The organism is Flavobacterium polysaccharolyticum, assembly GCF_038739875.1.
Classification (GTDB): domain Bacteria; phylum Bacteroidota; class Bacteroidia; order Flavobacteriales; family Flavobacteriaceae; genus Flavobacterium; species Flavobacterium polysaccharolyticum.
The window spans coordinates 16255-35657 of the sequence record NZ_JBCGDP010000012.1 but is presented as its reverse complement, the minus strand read 5'-3'; the positions used below and the strand labels follow the sequence as shown (position 1 = coordinate 35657).

Annotated in this window: 15 protein-coding genes; 2 read left to right on the top strand and 13 right to left on the bottom strand. The window is 33.8% G+C overall.

What is annotated here, in order from left to right; all coding sequences use genetic code 11:
* Nucleotides 1-8 precede the first annotated feature (8 nt).
* From WFZ86_RS12615 to WFZ86_RS12580, 8 genes are all read right to left on the bottom strand, one after another.
* A complete protein-coding gene (locus WFZ86_RS12615) occupies nt 9-4343 on the bottom strand; it encodes a CusA/CzcA family heavy metal efflux RND transporter (RefSeq protein ID WP_342692249.1) in 4335 nt (1444 codons plus the stop codon).
* 98 nt (nt 4344-4441) lie between these two features.
* Nucleotides 4442-4846 (bottom strand): hypothetical protein, encoded by a 405-nt coding sequence (locus tag WFZ86_RS12610; RefSeq protein ID WP_342692248.1) that lies wholly within the window; start codon nt 4844-4846, stop codon nt 4442-4444.
* Nucleotides 4847-4938: 92 nt separating this feature from the next.
* Entirely contained in the window at nt 4939-6318 is a 1380-nt protein-coding gene (locus WFZ86_RS12605; RefSeq protein ID WP_342692247.1) for a sensor histidine kinase, read from the bottom strand.
* Between the two features lie 12 nt (nt 6319-6330).
* Nucleotides 6331-6993, bottom strand: a complete 663-nt coding sequence (locus tag WFZ86_RS12600) for a response regulator transcription factor (RefSeq protein WP_315146554.1) — start codon at nt 6991-6993, stop codon at nt 6331-6333.
* 2 nt (nt 6994-6995) lie between these two features.
* Complete coding sequence (locus tag WFZ86_RS12595; RefSeq protein ID WP_342692246.1) at nt 6996-8312, bottom strand: DUF3570 domain-containing protein; 1317 nt, start codon at nt 8310-8312, stop codon at nt 6996-6998.
* 36 nt (nt 8313-8348) lie between these two features.
* Nucleotides 8349-8558 (bottom strand): DUF4266 domain-containing protein, encoded by a 210-nt coding sequence (locus WFZ86_RS12590; RefSeq protein WP_078212865.1) that lies wholly within the window; start codon nt 8556-8558, stop codon nt 8349-8351.
* On the bottom strand, nt 8558-9538 hold the full coding sequence (locus WFZ86_RS12585; protein WP_342692245.1) for an FAD:protein FMN transferase: 981 nt from the start codon (nt 9536-9538) through the stop codon (nt 8558-8560). The genes WFZ86_RS12590 and WFZ86_RS12585 overlap by 1 nt, the downstream gene beginning before the upstream one ends.
* Nucleotides 9535-9972 (bottom strand): thioredoxin family protein, encoded by a 438-nt coding sequence (locus tag WFZ86_RS12580; RefSeq protein WP_342692244.1) that lies wholly within the window; start codon nt 9970-9972, stop codon nt 9535-9537. Before WFZ86_RS12580 ends, WFZ86_RS12585 begins: the two co-directional genes overlap by 4 nt.
* Nucleotides 9973-10153: 181 nt before the next feature.
* Here WFZ86_RS12580 and WFZ86_RS12575 point away from each other — a divergent pair, with 181 nt between their 5' ends.
* Both WFZ86_RS12575 and WFZ86_RS12570 read left to right on the top strand, forming a co-directional pair.
* Nucleotides 10154-12250: an LTA synthase family protein gene (locus tag WFZ86_RS12575; RefSeq protein ID WP_342692243.1), complete on the top strand. Its 2097-nt coding sequence runs from the start codon at nt 10154-10156 to the stop codon at nt 12248-12250.
* A 39-nt stretch (nt 12251-12289) separates the two neighbouring features.
* Nucleotides 12290-13066 (top strand): YoaK family protein, encoded by a 777-nt coding sequence (locus tag WFZ86_RS12570; RefSeq protein ID WP_342692242.1) that lies wholly within the window; start codon nt 12290-12292, stop codon nt 13064-13066.
* Here the strand turns inward: WFZ86_RS12570 and WFZ86_RS12565 are convergent.
* The 5 genes from WFZ86_RS12565 to WFZ86_RS12545 all read right to left on the bottom strand — a co-directional run bounded on the left by WFZ86_RS12565 (nt 13047) and on the right by WFZ86_RS12545 (nt 19313).
* The gene (locus WFZ86_RS12565) at nt 13047-14027 is read right to left on the bottom strand and encodes a YeiH family protein (RefSeq protein WP_342692241.1); all 981 of its coding nucleotides are present in this window, start codon (nt 14025-14027) and stop codon (nt 13047-13049) included. The genes WFZ86_RS12570 and WFZ86_RS12565 overlap by 20 nt on opposite strands.
* A gap of 74 nt (nt 14028-14101) precedes the next feature.
* Complete coding sequence (locus tag WFZ86_RS12560; RefSeq protein ID WP_342692240.1) at nt 14102-14998, bottom strand: LysR family transcriptional regulator; 897 nt, start codon at nt 14996-14998, stop codon at nt 14102-14104.
* 29 nt (nt 14999-15027) lie between these two features.
* Complete coding sequence (locus WFZ86_RS12555; protein WP_342692239.1) at nt 15028-17055, bottom strand: hypothetical protein; 2028 nt, start codon at nt 17053-17055, stop codon at nt 15028-15030.
* A gap of 85 nt (nt 17056-17140) precedes the next feature.
* On the bottom strand, nt 17141-17887 hold the full coding sequence (fabG, locus tag WFZ86_RS12550; RefSeq protein ID WP_342692238.1) for a 3-oxoacyl-[acyl-carrier-protein] reductase: 747 nt from the start codon (nt 17885-17887) through the stop codon (nt 17141-17143).
* Nucleotides 17888-18143: 256 nt separating this feature from the next.
* Nucleotides 18144-19313, bottom strand: coding sequence for a proline dehydrogenase family protein (locus tag WFZ86_RS12545; RefSeq protein WP_342692237.1), 1170 nt, complete (start codon nt 19311-19313; stop codon nt 18144-18146).
* Nucleotides 19314-19403 lie beyond the last annotated feature (90 nt).

Genomic DNA, 19403 nt, shown 5'->3' with positions numbered 1-19403 from the left:
AATCTAAACTAAAAATTAAGGTAGTGTAATTCTAATTGATTGCTGTTGAACTGCAGCACAGCTTCTACATATTCTATTTTTATCGCCACAGCATTTTCTAAACTCTGAATGTATTGAAAAAAGTCAATTTCTCCATTTTTATAGCTGCTATTCGCCACTTTGATAATTTCCTCAGATAATTTTTTCCCAGTAGCATTGTAATAATTGATACTTTCTTGGTACTTGGCAATTTCATTTTGTTGCTGACGAATGAATTGCGTCATTTTTTGTTCTTGATTTTGCTTTTGCTCTTCCCAACTTTGCGATTCTAGTTGTGCTACTTTGGTTTTGGATACATTTCCTGAGAACAAAATAGGAACCGCAATACCTACTTGAAAACCATACAAAGATTGCGACAGACCGTTATTTCGTCCCTGAAAATATTCCAAATTCAAATCGGGTAACCAATGTTGTTTTTGCAAGCTAATTTGAGATTTGTACATTTTGCTAATACTTTCTAAATAAGTAGTATGTAAAGCTTTATTTGAAGTAGTATCCAAAGCACTGATTGGCAATAATTCTTTCTCTAAAATGCTTATTTTTTCATCGGATTGCACCAAAGCTTGCAAAGATTCGTATTGTGCTTTTTTCTCAAAGTTAATTTGTGTAAGCTTGGTTTTGATTTGTCTGTATTTCGATTGAGCCGTAATTTTTTCTAAATAATTGGTTTCCCCCAATTCGAAACGACGGTCGCTGGCTTTAGAGAAATTTTGGTACAAACTATCCAAATAAGAGTACAAGCGTTCCTGGTGTTGCCAATACACGATTTGCTCATAGGTTTTGGCAACTTGTAACGAAAGTTTATTTTTTTGAAGTTCATAATTAGCTTTCTCTTTTTCAAATTCTGAGGTATTCGCTTTCTTTTGCACGCCATAAACGGTAGGAAACAAAAAGCGTTGCTGTACCCCAAAAACTTTCAGCGGTAGATTATTCAAGGCCAAATTATTTTGATCGTACGAATAATAAACATTGGTTTTTTCGAAGGTGAAACTGCTCTTGATGTTCTCTTGCATTTTATTGACTTGCAATGCGGCAGCCTTGATGCCTTTGTTGTTTTCAAGAGCTTTGGTTATTAAAGCCTCACGTGACATCGAGGTGTTTTGGGCAAATCCAAAACTACTAGCCAACAAAAGTAAAATAACAGTAAGGTGCTTTTTGCCTTTTTTCAATTTGGGTCTTTTGAATTCTTTTGAATCAAAGACTTTAAACAGAATCGGCAATACAATTAAGGTCAAAACCGTAGCGGTAAATAGTCCTCCAATCACTACTGTCGCCAAAGGACGTTGAACCTCTGCCCCAGCCGATGAGGAAATCGCCATTGGTAAAAAACCTAAAGCTGCAGCGGCGGCTGTCAATAAAACTGGACGCAAACGATCGGTAGTTCCTTTTAAAATTAAGGCATTCATATCGGTCATTCCTTGATGTTTTAGTTCTTTAAAATGTTCAATAAGCACGATTCCGTTCAATACTGCAATACCAAAAAGGGCAATAAAACCAACCCCTGCCGAAATACTAAAAGGCAAATCACGAATCCACAATAATAAAATTCCTCCCACTGCCGATAACGGAATCGCCGAATACACCATTAAAGCTTCTTTCATTGAGCCAAAAGCAAAATGCAACAGGATAAATATCAAAAGTAAAGCGATAGGAACAGCAATAAGCAATCGGGCTTTGGCACTTTCTAAATTTTCGAATTGTCCACCGTATTGCACATAATAACCCGCAGGTAACTTAATTTGCGTATCTACAATCTTTTGAATATCGGTCACTACACTTTGTAAATCTCTATTACGAACGTTAATTCCAACTACAATGCGTCGATTGGTATTGTCACGGGATATTTTGGCTGGACCTTCGGCATACTCAATGGTAGCCAACTCATTCAAAGGGATTTGAGCACCATTGGGAACCGTAACATATAAGTTTTTCAAGTCCTCAATACTTTTTCTGTTGCTTTGGTCTAAACGAATCACCATATCGAATCGTTTTTCGCCTTCAAAAACATTTCCCACTACTTTTCCAGCGAAGCTCAGTGCGATGGCATGGTTCAAATCTTCAATATTCAAACCGTAGCGCGCAATTTTGGAGCGGTCGTATTGAACATACATTTGAGGTAAACCTTCTGTTTTTTCAATGATAACATCAGAAGCACCAGGTACTTTTTTGATGGCGCGTTCTATTTCGTGCGCTTTTCGGGCTAAAACATCCAAATCGGTTCCGAAAATCTTAATCGCCACATCAGAACGTGTTCCAGAAATTAACTCATTAAAACGCATTTCAATAGGTTGTGTAAACTCAATTTCCATATTTGGAATTTGAGCGTTTAATGCTTCTTTGATTTTATCGGCCAATTCATCTTTGGAAGTGGCAGAAACCCATTCTGATTTAGGTTTTAGTTTCACAATAATATCACTTTCCTCCATCGACATTGGGTCAGTTGGGACTTCGGCAGCACCAATTCTAGATACGACTTGCTCTACTTCAGGGAAATTTTTCAATATGATTTTCTCCATTTTAGTAGTGGTTTCGATGGTTTTGGTCAAAGAAGTTCCTGTTTTTAAAACGGGTTGAATCACAAAATCTCCTTCGTCTAAGGTGGGAATAAATTCACCTCCCATAGTACTAAATAAAACACCCGAAAAAACCAATAACGCTAGGGCTCCGTACAATACTTTTTTGGTATTTCCCAAAGCCCAAGTAATTGAAGGCAGATACCAAGAATTTAATTTACGAATGAGCTTCTCTGAAATTGAGTTTGGATTTTCTCTTGTTGGTTTTAAAAACATCGAAGCTACAACAGGAACGTAAGTAAAACAGAAAATCATTGCGCCCAATAAAGCAAAGCTAAACGTCATAGCCATTGGTTTGAACATTTTTCCTTCGATGCTTGACAAAGACAAAATCGGAATAAAAACAATCAGAATGATTAACTGACCAAAAATGGCAGAATTCATCATTTTGGAAGCACTTTTATAGGTAATTTGGTCAATTTCTATTTGGCGATTTTCTTTGTTTAATCCCGCCAAATGTGCCGAATTTTGGGCGATTTGAAAGGCAATAAACTCCACTATAATTACAGCTCCATCGATAATAATTCCAAAATCAATGGCACCTAAACTCATCAAATTGGCATCGATGCCAAATATGTTCATAAACGAAATAGCAAACAGCAAACACAACGGAATCACCGAAGCCACGACCAATCCAGAGCGCCAATTACCAAGCAATAAAACCACCACAAAGATTACAATCAAACAGCCTAAAATTAAATTCTCGGCTACCGTAAAGGTGGTTTTTCCAACGAGTTCACTTCGTTCTAAAAAACCATTGATATAAACGCCTTCTGGCAGTGATTTTTGAATTTCAGCTACTCTGTCTTTGATATCACTAATGACTTGCTTAGAGTTGGCTCCTTTTAGCATCATCACTTGTCCGAGTACCTTCTCTCCTTCTCCATTTCCAGTAATCGCACCAAAACGATTGGCGTGACCAAATTGTACTTTCGCAATATTTTTAATCAAAATGGGAAGACCATTGGTATTTTTAACCACAATATTTTCAATATCCTGAATATTATTGACTTTTCCTTCACCACGAATGAAATAACTTTGATTCGTTTTTTCGATATAAGCCCCTCCAGCTATGCTGTTATTCTTCTCTAAAGCGGTAAAAATTTCAGTCAAGCTACAATTCATCGCCTTCAATTCCGAAGGACGAATACTGATTTCGTATTGTTTTAAATAACCACCCCAAGTGTTGATTTCGACCACCCCATTAATTCCAGACAATTGTCGTTTCACAATCCAATCCTGAATCGTTCTCAAATCGGTTATGGAATAGTTGTTTTTAAACTGAGGTTTTACTTCCAAAGTGTATTGGTAAATTTCTCCCAATCCAGTGGTAATCGGTCCCATTTCGGGTGTACCAAAACCTTCGGGGATTTTTTCGGAAGCGGCTTTTATTTTTTCTGCGATTAATTGACGAGGCAAATAGGTTCCCAAATCGTCATCGAACACAATCGTAACGACTGATAATCCAAATTTTGAAATAGAACGAATTTCTTTTACGCCCGGTAAATTGGCCATTTCAATCTCGACGGGATACGTAATAAATTGCTCAATATCTTGAGTTGAAAGATTGCGTGAAGTGGTAATCACTTGCACTTGATTGTTGGTCACGTCAGGCACAGCGCCGATAGAAATTTGGAATACAGAGAACAATCCAAAACCGAACACACTCAAAGTAAACAATAATACAATGAGTTTGTTTTGGATAGAAAATGCTATGATTTTATTTAGCATACTAGTAAATTAAAAATTATACGTTTAGAATCATTAGAATACCAATAATTCAGTAAAAAAGTAATTATCAAAAAAGATAAGTAACGATAAAGATAATTTTAAACTAGTTTAGGCGGTTGCCAAATAGAACTAAATACGTTAGAAATATACCATTCTTTGTAAATCGGAAGTGATTGATTTACAACTACTCGTATAGGATTTTTTAAAGTAAAAATAGATTGAGGTTCCTCAAAAGCCAAGACAACCGTATCGAGATTGATGGTTTGACTTTTGAAAGGTAAGTTTTCGTGCTTGTCGTGACCATCAGTATCGGTGTGTTTGTTTAAATTATTATAGTGACTGATGGTAAAATCGATAAACGAAAAGGCTTGTTCTTGGTTGTGATTTTGATGCTCTAAGTAATGCTGATACAAATTGGGTATTTTGAATAACTGCCCTATTTCTGTGTTGGAATACACAAAAACAAATAGAAATAAAAAGGTCGTTATTTTTTTGACAGACATATCCAACTACTTTCAAATGGTTACAGCATCAAGCTTTGGTACAAAAGTAAGTGGTAAATATATGAAATATCTTAAGAACGGCTTAAAAGAGATTAATGAAAACTTAAGACTACTTTAGTTCCCTTGCCAGTTTCACTAAAAATTTCGATATCCATAGGGAGTAATTCTGCAATTCGTTTCACTATAGAAAGTCCTAATCCAGAGCCTTTTATCGTAGGATGATTGGTAGCATTAGAACGATAAAAAGGGTTGTAAATTTTATCCAAATCGGCTTTGGCTATACCAATTCCTTGGTCGGTAATGATGCAGTGGGTGCCTTTTTCGTCTTTATTCAAATCAATTGTAACCACAGTATTTTCTCCTGAATACTTGATGGCGTTACTGATAATATTTCCAATAATTATCGCTACTAAATAATGATCGGATTCAATATAATAATCAGCAGTAAATTGACTAACAACGGTTGTTTTCTTTGATTTTATCTTTTCTGAATACATCGTCAAAGTATCCAAAATCAATGCGTTCAAATACACCTTTTCAATTTTTAATTGTTGTTTTTGATTTTCGAAACGCGCCAATAACAATAATTGATCCACCAAGTTATTCACACGATTGACTTCTTTAATACTATATGCAATTTTTTCTTCGTATTCTGCTTGTGTTCTCGGTTTTCGTATCAATACTTCCAAAGTACCTTTCAAAACCGTTAGCGGCGTTCTTAATTCGTGTGAAGCATCCGAAGTAAATTGTTTTTCTCGCTCTACGGCATTTTCTATTCGATCCAGCAAATCATTGATTGTTTTGGAAAGCGTGTAGAGTTCATCTTTGTTTTGAGGTAAAACGATGCGTCCTTTTAGGTTGTCTTTTGTAATGTTACTAGAGGTTTCGGTGATGGCAGTAACAGGTTTTATGCTTCGACCTGCAATCAATCGAGCAATAAGAAAAAGTAAAATGAGTATTAAAGGAAAAGAAACAAAAAGGGTATTGCGCAAGTTGGTCAAAATCATTTGCGCATCATCTAATGACATTGCTACAAACAGATGACCTACAATTTTCTGTTCGTCATACAGCGGAACTTGAATCTGACGAATAGGTGTTTTATTTAAATAGGTATCAATGAATTTGTTGTCAAAAGACTCTTTATACATTTTAAGTTGCAAGCCTTTCAAGTTGGGAGATTTGTCAATTAATTGATTGTTACTATCAAAAAACTGTACAAAAACAGGATTTACGGTTACTGTATTATGCTCTCTAGCACGCCATTGATCGACTTGAATTAAATACGTATTGTTGCGATCGATTTCTATTTCTTCTAAATGCTTTTGAACCTCAGTTTGAATGTCTTCATTGATATGCGTGTTTACATTGTATTTCATACTTTGATAAATCACAATAAAAACGACAGAAATTAAGAGACCAGTGCTCAAAATATAGTTAAAGGCAATTCTGTCTTTGTATGAAAATGAAAACATATTTATGTGAAATTAATCATTAGCAATATAGCCAACGCCACGAATGGTTTTGATGAGATCTTCTTCTTTGTTCAGATTGAGTTTTTTTCGGATGGCGTTCATAAATACATCAATAACTCCTGTATCGTATTCAAAATGAATATCCCAAACGTCCTCAATAATTTGATTTCGAGTACAAACCTTTCCTTTATTTTTGATTAAATATACTAATAATTCATATTCGCGTTGCGTAAGATTAACTTCTTGATCGCCCAGCAGCACTTGATGTTTGGACGGATCAATGCTGATGTTGCCTAAAACCAATATGTCATTGGAAGCGGTATTTCTAAAATGAATTTTAATTCGTTCAATTAATTCATCAAAACTAAAAGGTTTTTTGATGTAATCATTCGCTCCAGCTTTCAAACCTTCTATCGTTTCTTGTACGGTATCTCTAGCAGTCAAAAACAAAATAGGCGTTTGAATATTGGCTTTTCGAATGGCTTTACAAATGTCTATTCCGTGCATTTTTGGCAGCATCCAATCCAATAAAATAACGTTTACTTTTTGCTGCAAAGCCAAGGCTAAACCTGCTTCGCCATCGTAAGCTACCAATACCGAATAGCCCTCTTCTTCTAAACCCTGTTTGAGAAAATCAGCAATTCCAACTTCGTCTTCTACAATAAGAATTTTCATAGTTATTGCATTAAAAACTTGAACCCAAGTGAGACGATATCAGCTTTCAAACCATCACTCCTATCGTAATGATTGTATCTAAAATCAATATTTTTCAAGCCGAATTTCCAAATTTTTGCTCCTGTAAAAATATCGGTATAATTGACCCCAAATCCATACTGATTGGCATCAAAAGCTGACAAATCATAATCAGAAGTGTAGTATTGATCCGTTGATAAATGCGTATTGATAGGTGCAAAATAGTCTGAAGCCGTTTGTGTATAATAACGATACATAGGGAAAACCGTAAAGCGATCCGTTAGCTTGATTGGCAATTCAATACTAGCGGTATGTGATTGTATTCCCCAGTTATCAGAATAGAAACGATAATAGGTTCGCAACACAAAGCGCTCATTGATGTAATAATGCAACCTCGCTCCTATTGGTAATTTGAATCTTGAATCTGGTAGGCGTTCAATATCATTGGCCAATTGAAAATTATTGATAAAGGAAGCCGACACATCTTTGAAATACACCCTTTGATACGGCGTAGATAGCAAACCTTGTTGTTGTAACACATCCAAAAACACCGATGCTTGCAATTTTTTGTTAATCACTTGCGACAAACTTAACGATACAGAATAGGAATTTCTTTTCTTATCCTTATGAAATTCGAATTGACTCGGATTATAAGCTGTATTTCCAGTAATGGTAAAATAATCAAATATTCCACCGTTCAAATTATCTCCATTATTTTTATAATCCTGTAATTCTTTCGGATAAATAGGTTTCCACGTATCCAAATACGCACTGGCAGAAAGGCTCACTTCTGTATTTTTATCATTAAATTCTTTGGTAACTCCACCACCAAATCCAATAGAAGAATAATCATATTCCACCGAAGCAGAAACGTGTGCATTCCAAATTGTGTTTCTATCATCAGAACTTGCAGAATACGATAAAGCCAAACTGGTCAATTGATCGGATTGCGATGCTCCTGAACTAGATTGCCAAGGATTTGGTGTATTGCTATCAAAAGGATTAATATTACTTGATGATGCTGAAGAATAAGCAGAAATACCAATATCTGCAGTCAGTACTTCATCATCGCTTAATGGCATTGCCACCACTATTGCAGCTGTAATATCTGTCAGATTTTCGGTTCCGCTACCACCAGAAACAGCTGAATGTATCCCATCTTGTTTGTAGTAGCTTAACAAGAAATCAACTTCGGTAGTTTCTAATACTCTTTTCTTAAATCCAACTGCTGTAGAGTCTTTCTGTTGCCCATTGGCAAATAAAACAATACTCAGTAATAGAATGGATAGGGCTTTTTTCATTATCTATATTTCAATTAAATAAATTATTTTGAGGATTTAGTTACATCCACAACCACCACCAGTTTTTCCTCCATTAGCTCCAGCAGAAGCTTCTCTGTAGACCTGAAAAGTGGTTTCATAACGTTCTGATGCTCTTGCAGCAAGCTTCATATCAGGGTCATTTATAGCTACTTTTTCATATTCTTTTACAGAAGTACAAGATTGTAAAGCGGCTACTAGTATACTAGCAAAAAGTAATTTTTTCATTAGTTAAATTTTTTAATATCAATATTTTTAGAGGTATGTATTTCCCCTTTATCGTCAACAATTATACATCCAATGCCTTTTAGCTGGTTGACTAAGTTCAAGCCTACATCAACTCCCAAAACAAAAATCCCAGTAGCTAAAGCATCTGCAATTTCAGTTTGTTTGGCAAAAACAGAAACACTCACCACTCCTTGTGCTGGATAACCCGATCTAGGGTCAATGATGTGAGAATAGCGTTTGCCGTCAAAAACCACATATTTTTCGTAACTGCCTGAAGTCTCTACCGAACTATTCTCGAGAGGGAAAGTAGCAAATACTTTATTTTTATTCATTGGGTTAACAATGGCGACTGTCCAAGGTTTACCTGTCGTTTGATAGCCCCAAGCATTAATATCGCCCGATACATTTACAATTCCAGAGGTACAACCTTTTGATAGCAATAAATCTTTGATTTTATCTGCAATATAGCCTTGACCAATACCTCCTAGTCCTAATTTCATTCCTTTTTCCTTCAAGTAAATAGTCTGTGCTTTGGCATCCAACACAATTTTTTGATACCCAATTCTAGCTACCGATTGTTTGATAGCTTCGGGAGTGGGCATAGCCTTCATACTTCCGTCGAATTTCCAAATTTTATCCATAGAAGCATAAGAAATATCAAAAGCTCCCGAAGTAAGCTGTGATACTTTTATAGCACGTTCCACCAAATCATAGACTTCTTTATCAACTTTTACAGGTTGAATGCCTGAATTTTTACTCACTTGAGATATTTGTGTGGTTGGAATCCAATCTGAAATAAGATTTTCAATGCGCTTCACTTCGGCAACAGCCATATCAATAAAAATGTTGCCTTGAATTGTATCTTTAGCAACGACAGTCATTTCAAAAGGACTTCCTAGCATATACAATTTTTGCTTGTGGTTCACTTGCCCAAAAGCGAAAATGGATGTCAACAGGAATATAAGAGTTACGTTTCTCATTTTTTCTCTAACGAATGAATTAATTGTATATAATCATTGGCAGGAACATTTTTAAAACCCGTCATTCCTAAAACTTTTCCTGTCTTATCTAGTAACACGACCAAAGGAAAACTTCCGCCACGATTGTATTTCTCGGCTAATTTTTGATTAGCAGCGGTTAAATCGGGAGCCAATTGATTGGCTTTTTTCTTCGGAAAATCAGCTTTATAAATGACCCAATTTTTTTCTGCTTCTTGTTTGAAGGCTTCTGATTTCCAAACTACATTATCTAACTTCATACAAGGTGCACACCAATCAGAGCCAGAAAATACCAAAACGATATTTTTGTCCTCTTTGGTAGCTTCTGCTTTTGCTTCATCAAAATTGGATTTCCAGTTTTGAGAAAAACCACTTGTGGTCAAAAAAAGAAATAATAGTAGCATCGTATTCTTCATATAAACATTTGTTAAATTCATAAAGTAAAAGTATTGCATTTATAGTCAAACTCAACTTGTTGTTACTTATTTTAAGGGAATCTTAATTTTAATTTACTTTAAGCAAATTTTAAGTTAATCTTAAATGAATCTTAAACCAATTAGAAGTAGACAAGTATAATTTTGAATAAAAAAATACAAAATGCCTTTTTTAAAAAAACTTTCCCCGTTTTACTACTTATCTCTTTTTTATCTTAGTATTAGTTTTGTGTTGAGAACTGTTTTGATGGTTCATCCCATTACACAAAGTTCTTTTACTTTTCTAGAAGGAATTAAAATTTATGGACTAGGACTTTGTTCTGATGTGTTTGTATTTATTATAGCCAGTGGATTTCTGTGGTTCTATTTGATTTTTATTTCCAATTCAAAATACAATAAGCCTTACGGTTATATCATTTTTGGATTACTTCTCTCTTTATTAGGTTATGTAACGTTAGGAAATACTATTTTGGACGAATACGGTGGCGCTTTACCCAAAATTGGAATTGCCTTTGTTGGAATTAAAACCGTATTCTTTGGTTTGTTTTTATTTCTACCTCAATACCGTGAGCGTTTCCGCTTGTGGATGTTTAGTTTTGTTATCTTTTTATATGTTTTACTACTTTTACAAAACGGTATCAGCGAATACTTTTTTTGGAATGAATTTGGGGTAAAATACAACTTTATCGCAGTCAATTATTTAATTTATACCAATGAAGTAATTGGCAACATTATGGAATCTTATCCTGTGATTCCTATTTTTTTCGCCTTGTTTTTAGTGGTTGGAATCATTACTTTTTTTATTGTTAAAAGAACGAAAAGCTACTTGATGGACCTACCTACTTTCAAAGAAAAAATAAATTTATCTCTAGTTTTCTTGAGCTTGTTAGTACTTTCTTTTTGGGCAATTCCTACTTTGGCTAAAAAAGAAAATTCGACCAATATTTTCACCAATGAATTACAATCCAACGGAATTTATAAGTTCTACTTGGCATTTATGAATAGTGAATTGGATTATTTTAAGTTTTATAAAACATTACCAAAAGACGAAGCATATACGCACTTATATGATTTATTACCAGGAATTAAAGGAACAAGTTCACTTAGAGCTATTGCCTCTGACAGTTCCGAAATCAAAAAGAATGTAGTTTTAATCACCATAGAAAGTCTAAGCGCAGATTTTATGAAACGATACGGTAATGAAAAAAACATTACCCCTTTTCTGGATAGTCTTGCCGATAAAAGTTTAGAATTTAATAATATGTATGCAGTGGGCAATAGAACTGTAAGAGGCTTAGAGGCTTTGACACTTTGTTTGCCACCAACAGCTGGTGAAAGTGTGGTAAAGAGGAAAGACAATAAAAATAAGTTCACTACAGCTTCTGTTTTTAAAAAGAAAGGATACATTGTCAATTATTTATACGGTGGAGATGCTTTTTTTGACAATATGGAATCCTTCTTCGGAGGAAATGGTTACAATATAATTGATAAAAAATCATTTGCTAAAGAGGAAATTACTTTTGCCAATGTATGGGGGGTTTGCGATGAAGATATGGCAAAAAAAGCCATTCAAACTATGAATGCTGATGCTAAAACTGGCAAACCATTCTTTTCTCATTGGATGACTGTGAGCAATCACAGACCTTTTACTTATCCTAATAACAAAATAGATATTCCAGGTGATGCAAAATCTCGTGAAGGTGGCGTAAAATATACCGATTACGCATTGAAACAGTTTTTCAAAATGGCTAAAAAACAGCCTTGGTTCAAAAATACCCTTTTTGTAATTGTAGCAGATCATTGTGCTTCAAGTGCTGGAAAAATAGAACTTCCGTTAGACAAATACAGAATTCCAGCTTTTGTTTATGATCCAAATCGTACCGATAAAAGAGAATTTAAAAATCTGATGTCCCAAATTGATATTATGCCTACGGTTTTAGGATTGTTACATTTTGATTATAAGAGTAAATTTTACGGACAAGATGTAATGAAAACTACTTATCAACCAAGAGCTTTCATTGCTACTTATCAGGATTTAGGATTAATGAAAGAGAACATTTTAACGATACTTTCGCCTAAGCAAAAAGTAAAACAATTTGATTTAAAAATGATACCGAATTCAAATATTCAAAAGGAATATCAGTCCCATTATGATGAAATTCTATTGAAAAAACCGAATAAGCGACTTGTTAACGAAACGATTTCTTATTATCAAACGGCTTCTGAACTCTTAAAAAATAAGCAGTATCAAAAAGAATAATTCCAGAAAGGTTTATTGTAAATTTGGTAAAAACAATCCATGTTTCGCCACCAAGGAAAAAACAGAACGTTCAGTCATAATTTGCGTTTAGCCACTACGCTATCTTTTGTAGCTGGTATAGTAAATGTTACTGGTGTGCTCGAAATTCAAGTGCTTACCACAAATGTTACTGGGCATTTTGCTTACTTTGCTGAGCAAATTATGGAGCATCAATACTTGGCAGCCTTTGCTTTTTTTGTATTTATTCTTTTTTTTCTACTAGGAGCTTTTACTTCAAATTTTATTGTAGAATTAGTCGCCAAAACAAAACCTGAATTCTCACACGTCATTCCGTTATCAATAGAAATAGTATTATTATTCATTATTGGATTATTCGGAGCTTCTGCAGATGCAGCGAACCTTCAAGGGAAAATAATTGCCTTTACTTTGCTTTTTACTATGGGACTTCAAAATGCTTTAGTAACTCGTATTTCACAATCAACAGTTAGAACAACACATCTAACAGGGCTTTTTACTGATTTAGGTATTGAACTATCACAATTGTTTTTTTACACTCAAATTGAAGAAAAGAAAAAACTCAGAAGGAATATTTTTCTGAGATTATCCATTATTACTTTATTTTTCTTGGGTTGTTTTGTAGGAGGCTTGTTGTACCAAATTATCGCACTAAAAACACTTTTTTTAGGCTGCTTGTTTTTATTGATTGCTTTGTTTTATGACTATTTTCGATTAAAAATTTATTACCTCAATCGAAAGAAAAACTTCTACTTGGAACGTTATGAATGGAATAAAAAAATTAATGAGCATAATTCATAATTACCAATAATGCCATACCAACAATAAAACCCCACAACAGAATGCCAAGCAATAAAGGTTTTATTCCTACTTGCTTTAAGCTTGTAAAATTAAGTCCCGCACCGATTAAAAAAAGTGTAACTGTTAGACCAACTTTTGAAACAGATACTAAAAATGGAGCAACAGTTGTAACGGCTGGAACATAAGTGTTTACTATCAAAGCCAAGATAAATAAGAAAATAAAATACGGAATAGTGACTTTCTTTTTTCCATTTTTAAATAAATAAGAAGAACCAATCGCGATGGGAATAATCCATAACGCTCTTGCTAATTTTACTGTAGTTGCAACTTGCAGTGCTTCTATGCCAAATTTATTAGCAGCACCAACAACAGAACTCGTATCGTGTATGGCAATAGCACACCACAATCCAAATTCGTTTTGAGACAATTGTAACCAATGTCCAATAACAGGAAACAAAAACAAAGCCACCGAGTTTAAAATAAAGATAACTCCGAGAGCTACTGAAGTCTGATTTTCTTTAGACTCCACTACTGGTGCTATGGCTACAATGGCACTTCCTCCACAGATTGCTGTACCACAAGAAATTAAATGCGCAATCTTTTTATCAATTCCAAGCCATTTTCCTAAGATAATCCCGATAAGCAAAGTAGAAAAAATAGAAACAATAGTAAAAAGCATTCCTTCTTTTCCTGCTGCAATAGCACTATGCAAATTCATACCAAATCCTAATCCGACCACGGATATTTGCAATAAAATTGAAGTTGCTTTATGATTTAAATGTAAAAAGGGATGTCCTGATAAATTCGCTATAATCAATCCCAAAAGCAAGGCAATGGGTGGTGACACAGAAAAAGTAAGACAAACTATTAAGAGAAGAACAAAAAGAATTTGTTGATTGGTTCTAGAAAGATTTAAAAAGTGTGTGGGTGCAACAGCGCTATGTTTTGATGTAGTATCCATCGTAAAGTAGTTTAAAATTACTTTACAAAGGTCCTACTTATAAGCTTAAAAGTCCAATACAAAAACACAATAGCCTATAACTCTAGGTTATAATAATCAGAAATACTTCTAATAAAGAGTTCAGACAATGTATCGGATTTCCCAACTAAAGTTATACAAAAAAAGAAACGCTCAATGGATAAGTTCTTTATATCAATCACTGTCAATTCTTTATTTTTCAACTCTTTAGACACGGCATGGATAGACATAAATGCAAAACAATCGGAATGCAACAAATACGATTTAATACTTTCTGTACTACCCAATTGCATTTCGATTTGCAAATCGGTTAACTTGACATTTTGTTGTTTTAAGGTGTGCTCAATAACTTCAAGTGTTCCAGAACCTCGCTCTCTAGTTAGAAGGCGAAGTTTTTTTAACTCTTCAAGAGTAATTTCATTTTTATTAGCCAAAGGATGTAAAAAACGACATACTAAAACCAATTCATCTTTTAAAAAGGGTAAATATTTAATTGACTGGTTTTTAGACTGTCCTTCTACTACTCCAATTTCAATTTCCTTGTTGATTAATGCTTTTTCTATTTGTTCCGTATTACCATTAATCAAATGAATACTTATTCCTTTTTCTTTTTTGTGAAATTGAGCTAAAATTGGAGAAATAACATATTGCGAAAGTGTTGTGCTTGCTCCAAGTCTCAATAATCCTTGGCGTTTGGTTACAAATGAACTCATATCAAACTCAATCTCACGATAAATATCAAATATAGATTTAGTATGTTGTAACAAAAGATGACCAGCTGGTGTTAAAGCAATTTTAGAACCATTTCGTTCAAAAAGCTTCGTTTTGTAGGTCTCTTCTAGTTCTTGAATGTGTTTTGAAACGGCTGGCTGACTAATATACAATTCCGCAGCCGCCTTAGTAAAATTAAGTCGAATTACTACGGTATAAAATACTTTTAGCCTAAAATCCATCTGTTACATTTAAAAAAGTCTATTTAAAACTATAATAGCCCGTGATATTTACGCACAAACCATTCTGTTGACAAACAAATTGCAATCAAAATTAAAAGCCAAATCCAATCAATCAAAGGTGATTTGATGACATTTTCTTTCTCAATCGCTTTGTACGATTCATCTGCAAGCAATTTTTGTATCAATTGATTTACTTGCGAAGGAAGAAATACTTTTCCTTTAGTTTGCTCAGCTAATTGCACTAATTTGGTATAATCGGGAGCCACAAATTGCTTTTCGATATCAAAATCTAGAATTTCAAAACGCCCTGAATAACTGGTTTTGGTATTCAATTCTTTTACAATAAAGGTATAACTTCCAGCAGAAAGTCCATCTAAATTGACTTGATAAGCATTGGTTCCTTTAAGCAAATCATAATTTTTGGTTTGCTTATTTTTTACGTTTGTTACAGAAATAGTTAGTCGTGCATTGTCATCAAACTCATAATTCTTATTAAAAAACTGAGCGGTAATAGCAATTGCCTCTCCTGAATTATAAAAATTTTCGTGAGTAACAACCAAAGATTTTTTTGAACTATTAGAAGCTAAAAACTGAATGGTTTTATCAATAAAAACATCATATTTTTCAAATGATTGCTGGTCCACGTGGGATTGTAATCGCCATTTCCAACTATTTTCTCCTAACAAATACGCAGCTCGTTTTCCGCCTGTTTCAGTAAATGCTAACAAAGGTAAACCTGTATCTATACTTCGTATTTTGGAAGAAAGTAAAACCGTAACATTCTCTTTCGCGGTAATGGTACCAAAAGGATGTGCCAAGGGAGGAAAATTGTCAAAACCTATATTATCCAAAGCAAACAAATTGAATTTTGTATTGAATGACGGTAAGAAATCTTCTTTCTGATTGGTGACTTTAAAATCCAAATCATTTTGTTGTTGATTCAAAAAATTAAAATCTGTAGTCATTCCTGTAACAACTAAAGTATTTAATCCAGCGGTTTTAGCACCATCAAAAATAGACTTAAAAGAAGCATTAGGTTGATATAAAATCAAAACATTATAATCAGATAAAGATTTGATTTCTTGTGGCTTAATAATACTTACTTTACGTTGTGCATTAGTTTCAATGGCGCGCTTAAAAGCACTTAAATCAGGATGATTCACCGCAGATACCAATCCAACAACTGTTTTTTGATCTAATACTTCAACAGCAAAATTCTTGACGTTGTTGTAACTGTTTTTTTCCTTTTTACCAGAACTGATAGTTGCTTTAAATAAATGTAAGCCCATTTTATCAGCAGGGAGGAAAACAGTAAATGTAGTAGTTCTTTGCCCAGCAGTAAAATTTACAAGCTGTTTAAGAATTGTGTTATTTCCTTCTGAAATTGAAAAATTAGCTGTAGATAATCGCTTTCCTGAATACTGAACAAATACTTCTACTGGAAATTTATTCTTATAAAACGCATATTTATTCACATTCAGTTGGCTGATTTTTAAATCAAAAACAGCTGTGGTATCCCCCAAAACGATAGGAAAAACAGCGTTTTCTGAATCAAAACTATATACATAATCATCACCAGAAGTTTGGTTTCCATCAGTAACCAATACCGTTGGAAAATGAATGTTTTTATTCAAACTTTTCAAATCTTTGGCAACAACATCCAACTGTGTTTGTGTTCCTCTAAAATTAAAAGTATCCGATGGTTGCAAAGTCGCATCAAACAAAAAGGGTTGAATCTCAAATTTATTTTGCAAATCTTTATTTGAAATCAGTTCCTCATACACTTCTTGAGCTTTTTTATTAGCTTTCAGAAAAGAAATTGAACTAGAATTATCAACTACAATAGGTAATGGTGTTTTGATAATTTCTAATTCTGTTCTACTGATAATAGGATTTATCAATAACAATAAAATACCAAAAATCGAGGCAAAACGTAAAAAAGCCAAAAGCCAATACACTTTGGATTGACTTTTGGCTTTAAATAGATATTGAAAATACGACAAACATGCAGCTATAACTATTGAAAGAATCAGTAACAGAACGGTGTTTGTTGTCATATTTAATTATAATTGTAACTTATACTATAGATACTCTGAATTATTTTCAGATTAAATACTGAATGCTAAAATCTGAATCCTATTTTTAGGTAAGCATTCCTCCACAAACGTTTAATACTTGACCTGTGATATAAGAACTCATATCAGAAGCTAAAAACAAACAAGCATTAGCCACATCTTCTGTAGAACCACCACGTTTCAACGGAATACCTTCTCTCCATCCTTTTACTACATCTTCACTTAATTTCGCTGTCATTTCAGTTTCAATAAAACCTGGAGCGATGGCATTACAACGAATGTTTCTTGAACCCAACTCCAATGCTACAGACTTGGTAAATCCTATTGCACCCGCTTTAGATGCTGCATAATTGGCTTGACCAGCATTACCCGAAACACCTACTACAGAACTAATATTAATTATAGAACCTGAACGTTGTTTTAAAAATGTCTTTTGAATCGCTTTTGTCATATTAAAAACTGACTTCAAGTTTACATCGATAACTAAATCAAAATCAGCTTCTGACATACGCATTAACAAGTTATCTTTGGTAATTCCAGCGTTGTTAATCAAAATATCAACTGTTCCAAAATCAGCCAAAACAGCATCAACAAATTTTTGCGCTTCATCAAAATCAGCTGCATTAGACTGATAGCCTTTTGCTTTAATCCCCATTGCATTCAATTCACTTTCTAAAGCTTCAGCAGAAGCAACAGATGAGCTATAGGTAAAAGCAACATTGGCTCCGTTTTTTGCAAAAACTTCAGCAATTCCTTTTCCAATTCCACGACTTGCACCAGTAATAATGGCAACTTTTCCTTCTAGTAATTTCATTTTTAGTCAATATTTGTTTTTCGAAAATAGTTCACTTAATTTCTTATGATTTCATAAGAAGTTGATTTCACTTTCGAAAGATTAATTATTTTAAAGAACTATACAATCTTTTAATGTTTTTGATACAAAAACAGTTTGGAGTGCCAAATATAAGATATTTCCTTTTTAAAAAAAATTAGCCTCCATGTATAACACATCACAAACGATTCGAACTGCAAATAATAAGTAGCTTTCACCACTTATTTTTTTGAATGAATTATTTTTCTTTTCTTCTTTTACGTTCGCTTTTTATCATCGATAATTCACGACTGGTTTGTCCTGCAACAGATGTATTTTCTTCAGCACGTCTGATCAAGTATGGCATTACATCTTTTACTGGACCAAATGGCAAATATTTCGCAACATTATATCCGTTCTCTGCCAAATTGTAGCTAATATTATCACTCATCCCGTACAATTGACCAAACCAGATTCGGTTGTCATTGCTTTTTACACCTTTTTTCTCCATCAAATCCATTAACTTGTAAGTACTCAATTCATTGTGCGTTCCTGCAAAAATCGACATACTATCTAAATGCCCCATCATATAGATTACAGCGGCATCATAATTTTCATCCGATGCTTCTTTTGAAGCACAAATAGGCGTTGGATAATTCATTTCTTGAGCTCGAAGATTTTCTTTTTCCATGTAGGCACCACGAACCAATTTCATTCCAATAAAAAACTGATCACGTTTAGCTTCTTCATGTATTTTCTTCAAATAATCCAAACGATCCCAACGGTACATTTGCAGCGTATTGAAAATTACAGCTTTTTCTTTGTTGTATTTACGCATCATATCAGTAACCAAATCATCTGCTACATCTTGCATCCAGCTTTCTTCGGCATCGATAAGCAAGGCTACATCTTTAATGTATGCTTCTTTACAAACGGCATCAAATCGTTCAACAACTTTATTCCATTCAATAGTTTCTTCATCTGTCAAAGGCTTTTTCTCTCCTAACTTTTCATATAATGCCAATCGGCCAAAACCTGTTGGTTTAAAAACAGCAAAAGGAATTGCAAGTCTTTCCTTCGCAAATTCAATAGTCTTTAAAGTCATTTTTAAAGCAGCATCAAATTGCTCTTCTTCTTCTTTTCCTTCAACAGAATAATCCAAAACGGAAGAAACTCCTTTGGTATACATTTTATCAACTACAGTCAAACAATCGTTTTCATTAACCCCACCACAAAAATGATCAAAAACCGTAGCTCTAATAAGGCTTTCAACAGGCAAATTAGCTTTAATGGCAAAATTAGTAACCGCAGTACCAATTCTAACCAAAGGTTCACTAGCAATCATTTTAAATAAAAAATAAGCTCTATCTAGTTCTGTATCACTTTTTAAAGCAAAGGCAACTTGTGTATTATTGAATATATTTTTCATTATTTGTTAAATTTTAATGCAAATATAGCTAGAGTTTTGAATTCTATTAACTAAAAAATGCCTTATTTTGCCACTCAAATAATTTGAAGA

Coding starts and splice junctions, on each gene's coding strand:
- WFZ86_RS12555 (WP_342692239.1), bottom strand. CDS start 17,055: ATGACAACAAACACCGTTCTGTTACTGATTCTTTCAATAGTTATAGCT.
- WFZ86_RS12575 (WP_342692243.1), top strand. CDS start 10,154: ATGCCTTTTTTAAAAAAACTTTCCCCGTTTTACTACTTATCTCTTTTT.
- WFZ86_RS12590 (WP_078212865.1), bottom strand. CDS start 8,558: ATGAAAAAATTACTTTTTGCTAGTATACTAGTAGCCGCTTTACAATCT.
- WFZ86_RS12560 (WP_342692240.1), bottom strand. CDS start 14,998: ATGGATTTTAGGCTAAAAGTATTTTATACCGTAGTAATTCGACTTAAT.
- WFZ86_RS12585 (WP_342692245.1), bottom strand. CDS start 9,538: ATGAGAAACGTAACTCTTATATTCCTGTTGACATCCATTTTCGCTTTT.
- WFZ86_RS12565 (WP_342692241.1), bottom strand. CDS start 14,027: ATGGATACTACATCAAAACATAGCGCTGTTGCACCCACACACTTTTTA.
- WFZ86_RS12580 (WP_342692244.1), bottom strand. CDS start 9,972: ATGAAGAATACGATGCTACTATTATTTCTTTTTTTGACCACAAGTGGT.
- WFZ86_RS12600 (WP_315146554.1), bottom strand. CDS start 6,993: ATGAAAATTCTTATTGTAGAAGACGAAGTTGGAATTGCTGATTTTCTC.
- WFZ86_RS12570 (WP_342692242.1), top strand. CDS start 12,290: ATGTTTCGCCACCAAGGAAAAAACAGAACGTTCAGTCATAATTTGCGT.
- WFZ86_RS12595 (WP_342692246.1), bottom strand. CDS start 8,312: ATGAAAAAAGCCCTATCCATTCTATTACTGAGTATTGTTTTATTTGCC.
- WFZ86_RS12605 (WP_342692247.1), bottom strand. CDS start 6,318: ATGTTTTCATTTTCATACAAAGACAGAATTGCCTTTAACTATATTTTG.
- WFZ86_RS12545 (WP_342692237.1), bottom strand. CDS start 19,313: ATGAAAAATATATTCAATAATACACAAGTTGCCTTTGCTTTAAAAAGT.
- WFZ86_RS12615 (WP_342692249.1), bottom strand. CDS start 4,343: ATGCTAAATAAAATCATAGCATTTTCTATCCAAAACAAACTCATTGTA.
- fabG (WP_342692238.1), bottom strand. CDS start 17,887: ATGAAATTACTAGAAGGAAAAGTTGCCATTATTACTGGTGCAAGTCGT.
- WFZ86_RS12610 (WP_342692248.1), bottom strand. CDS start 4,846: ATGTCTGTCAAAAAAATAACGACCTTTTTATTTCTATTTGTTTTTGTG.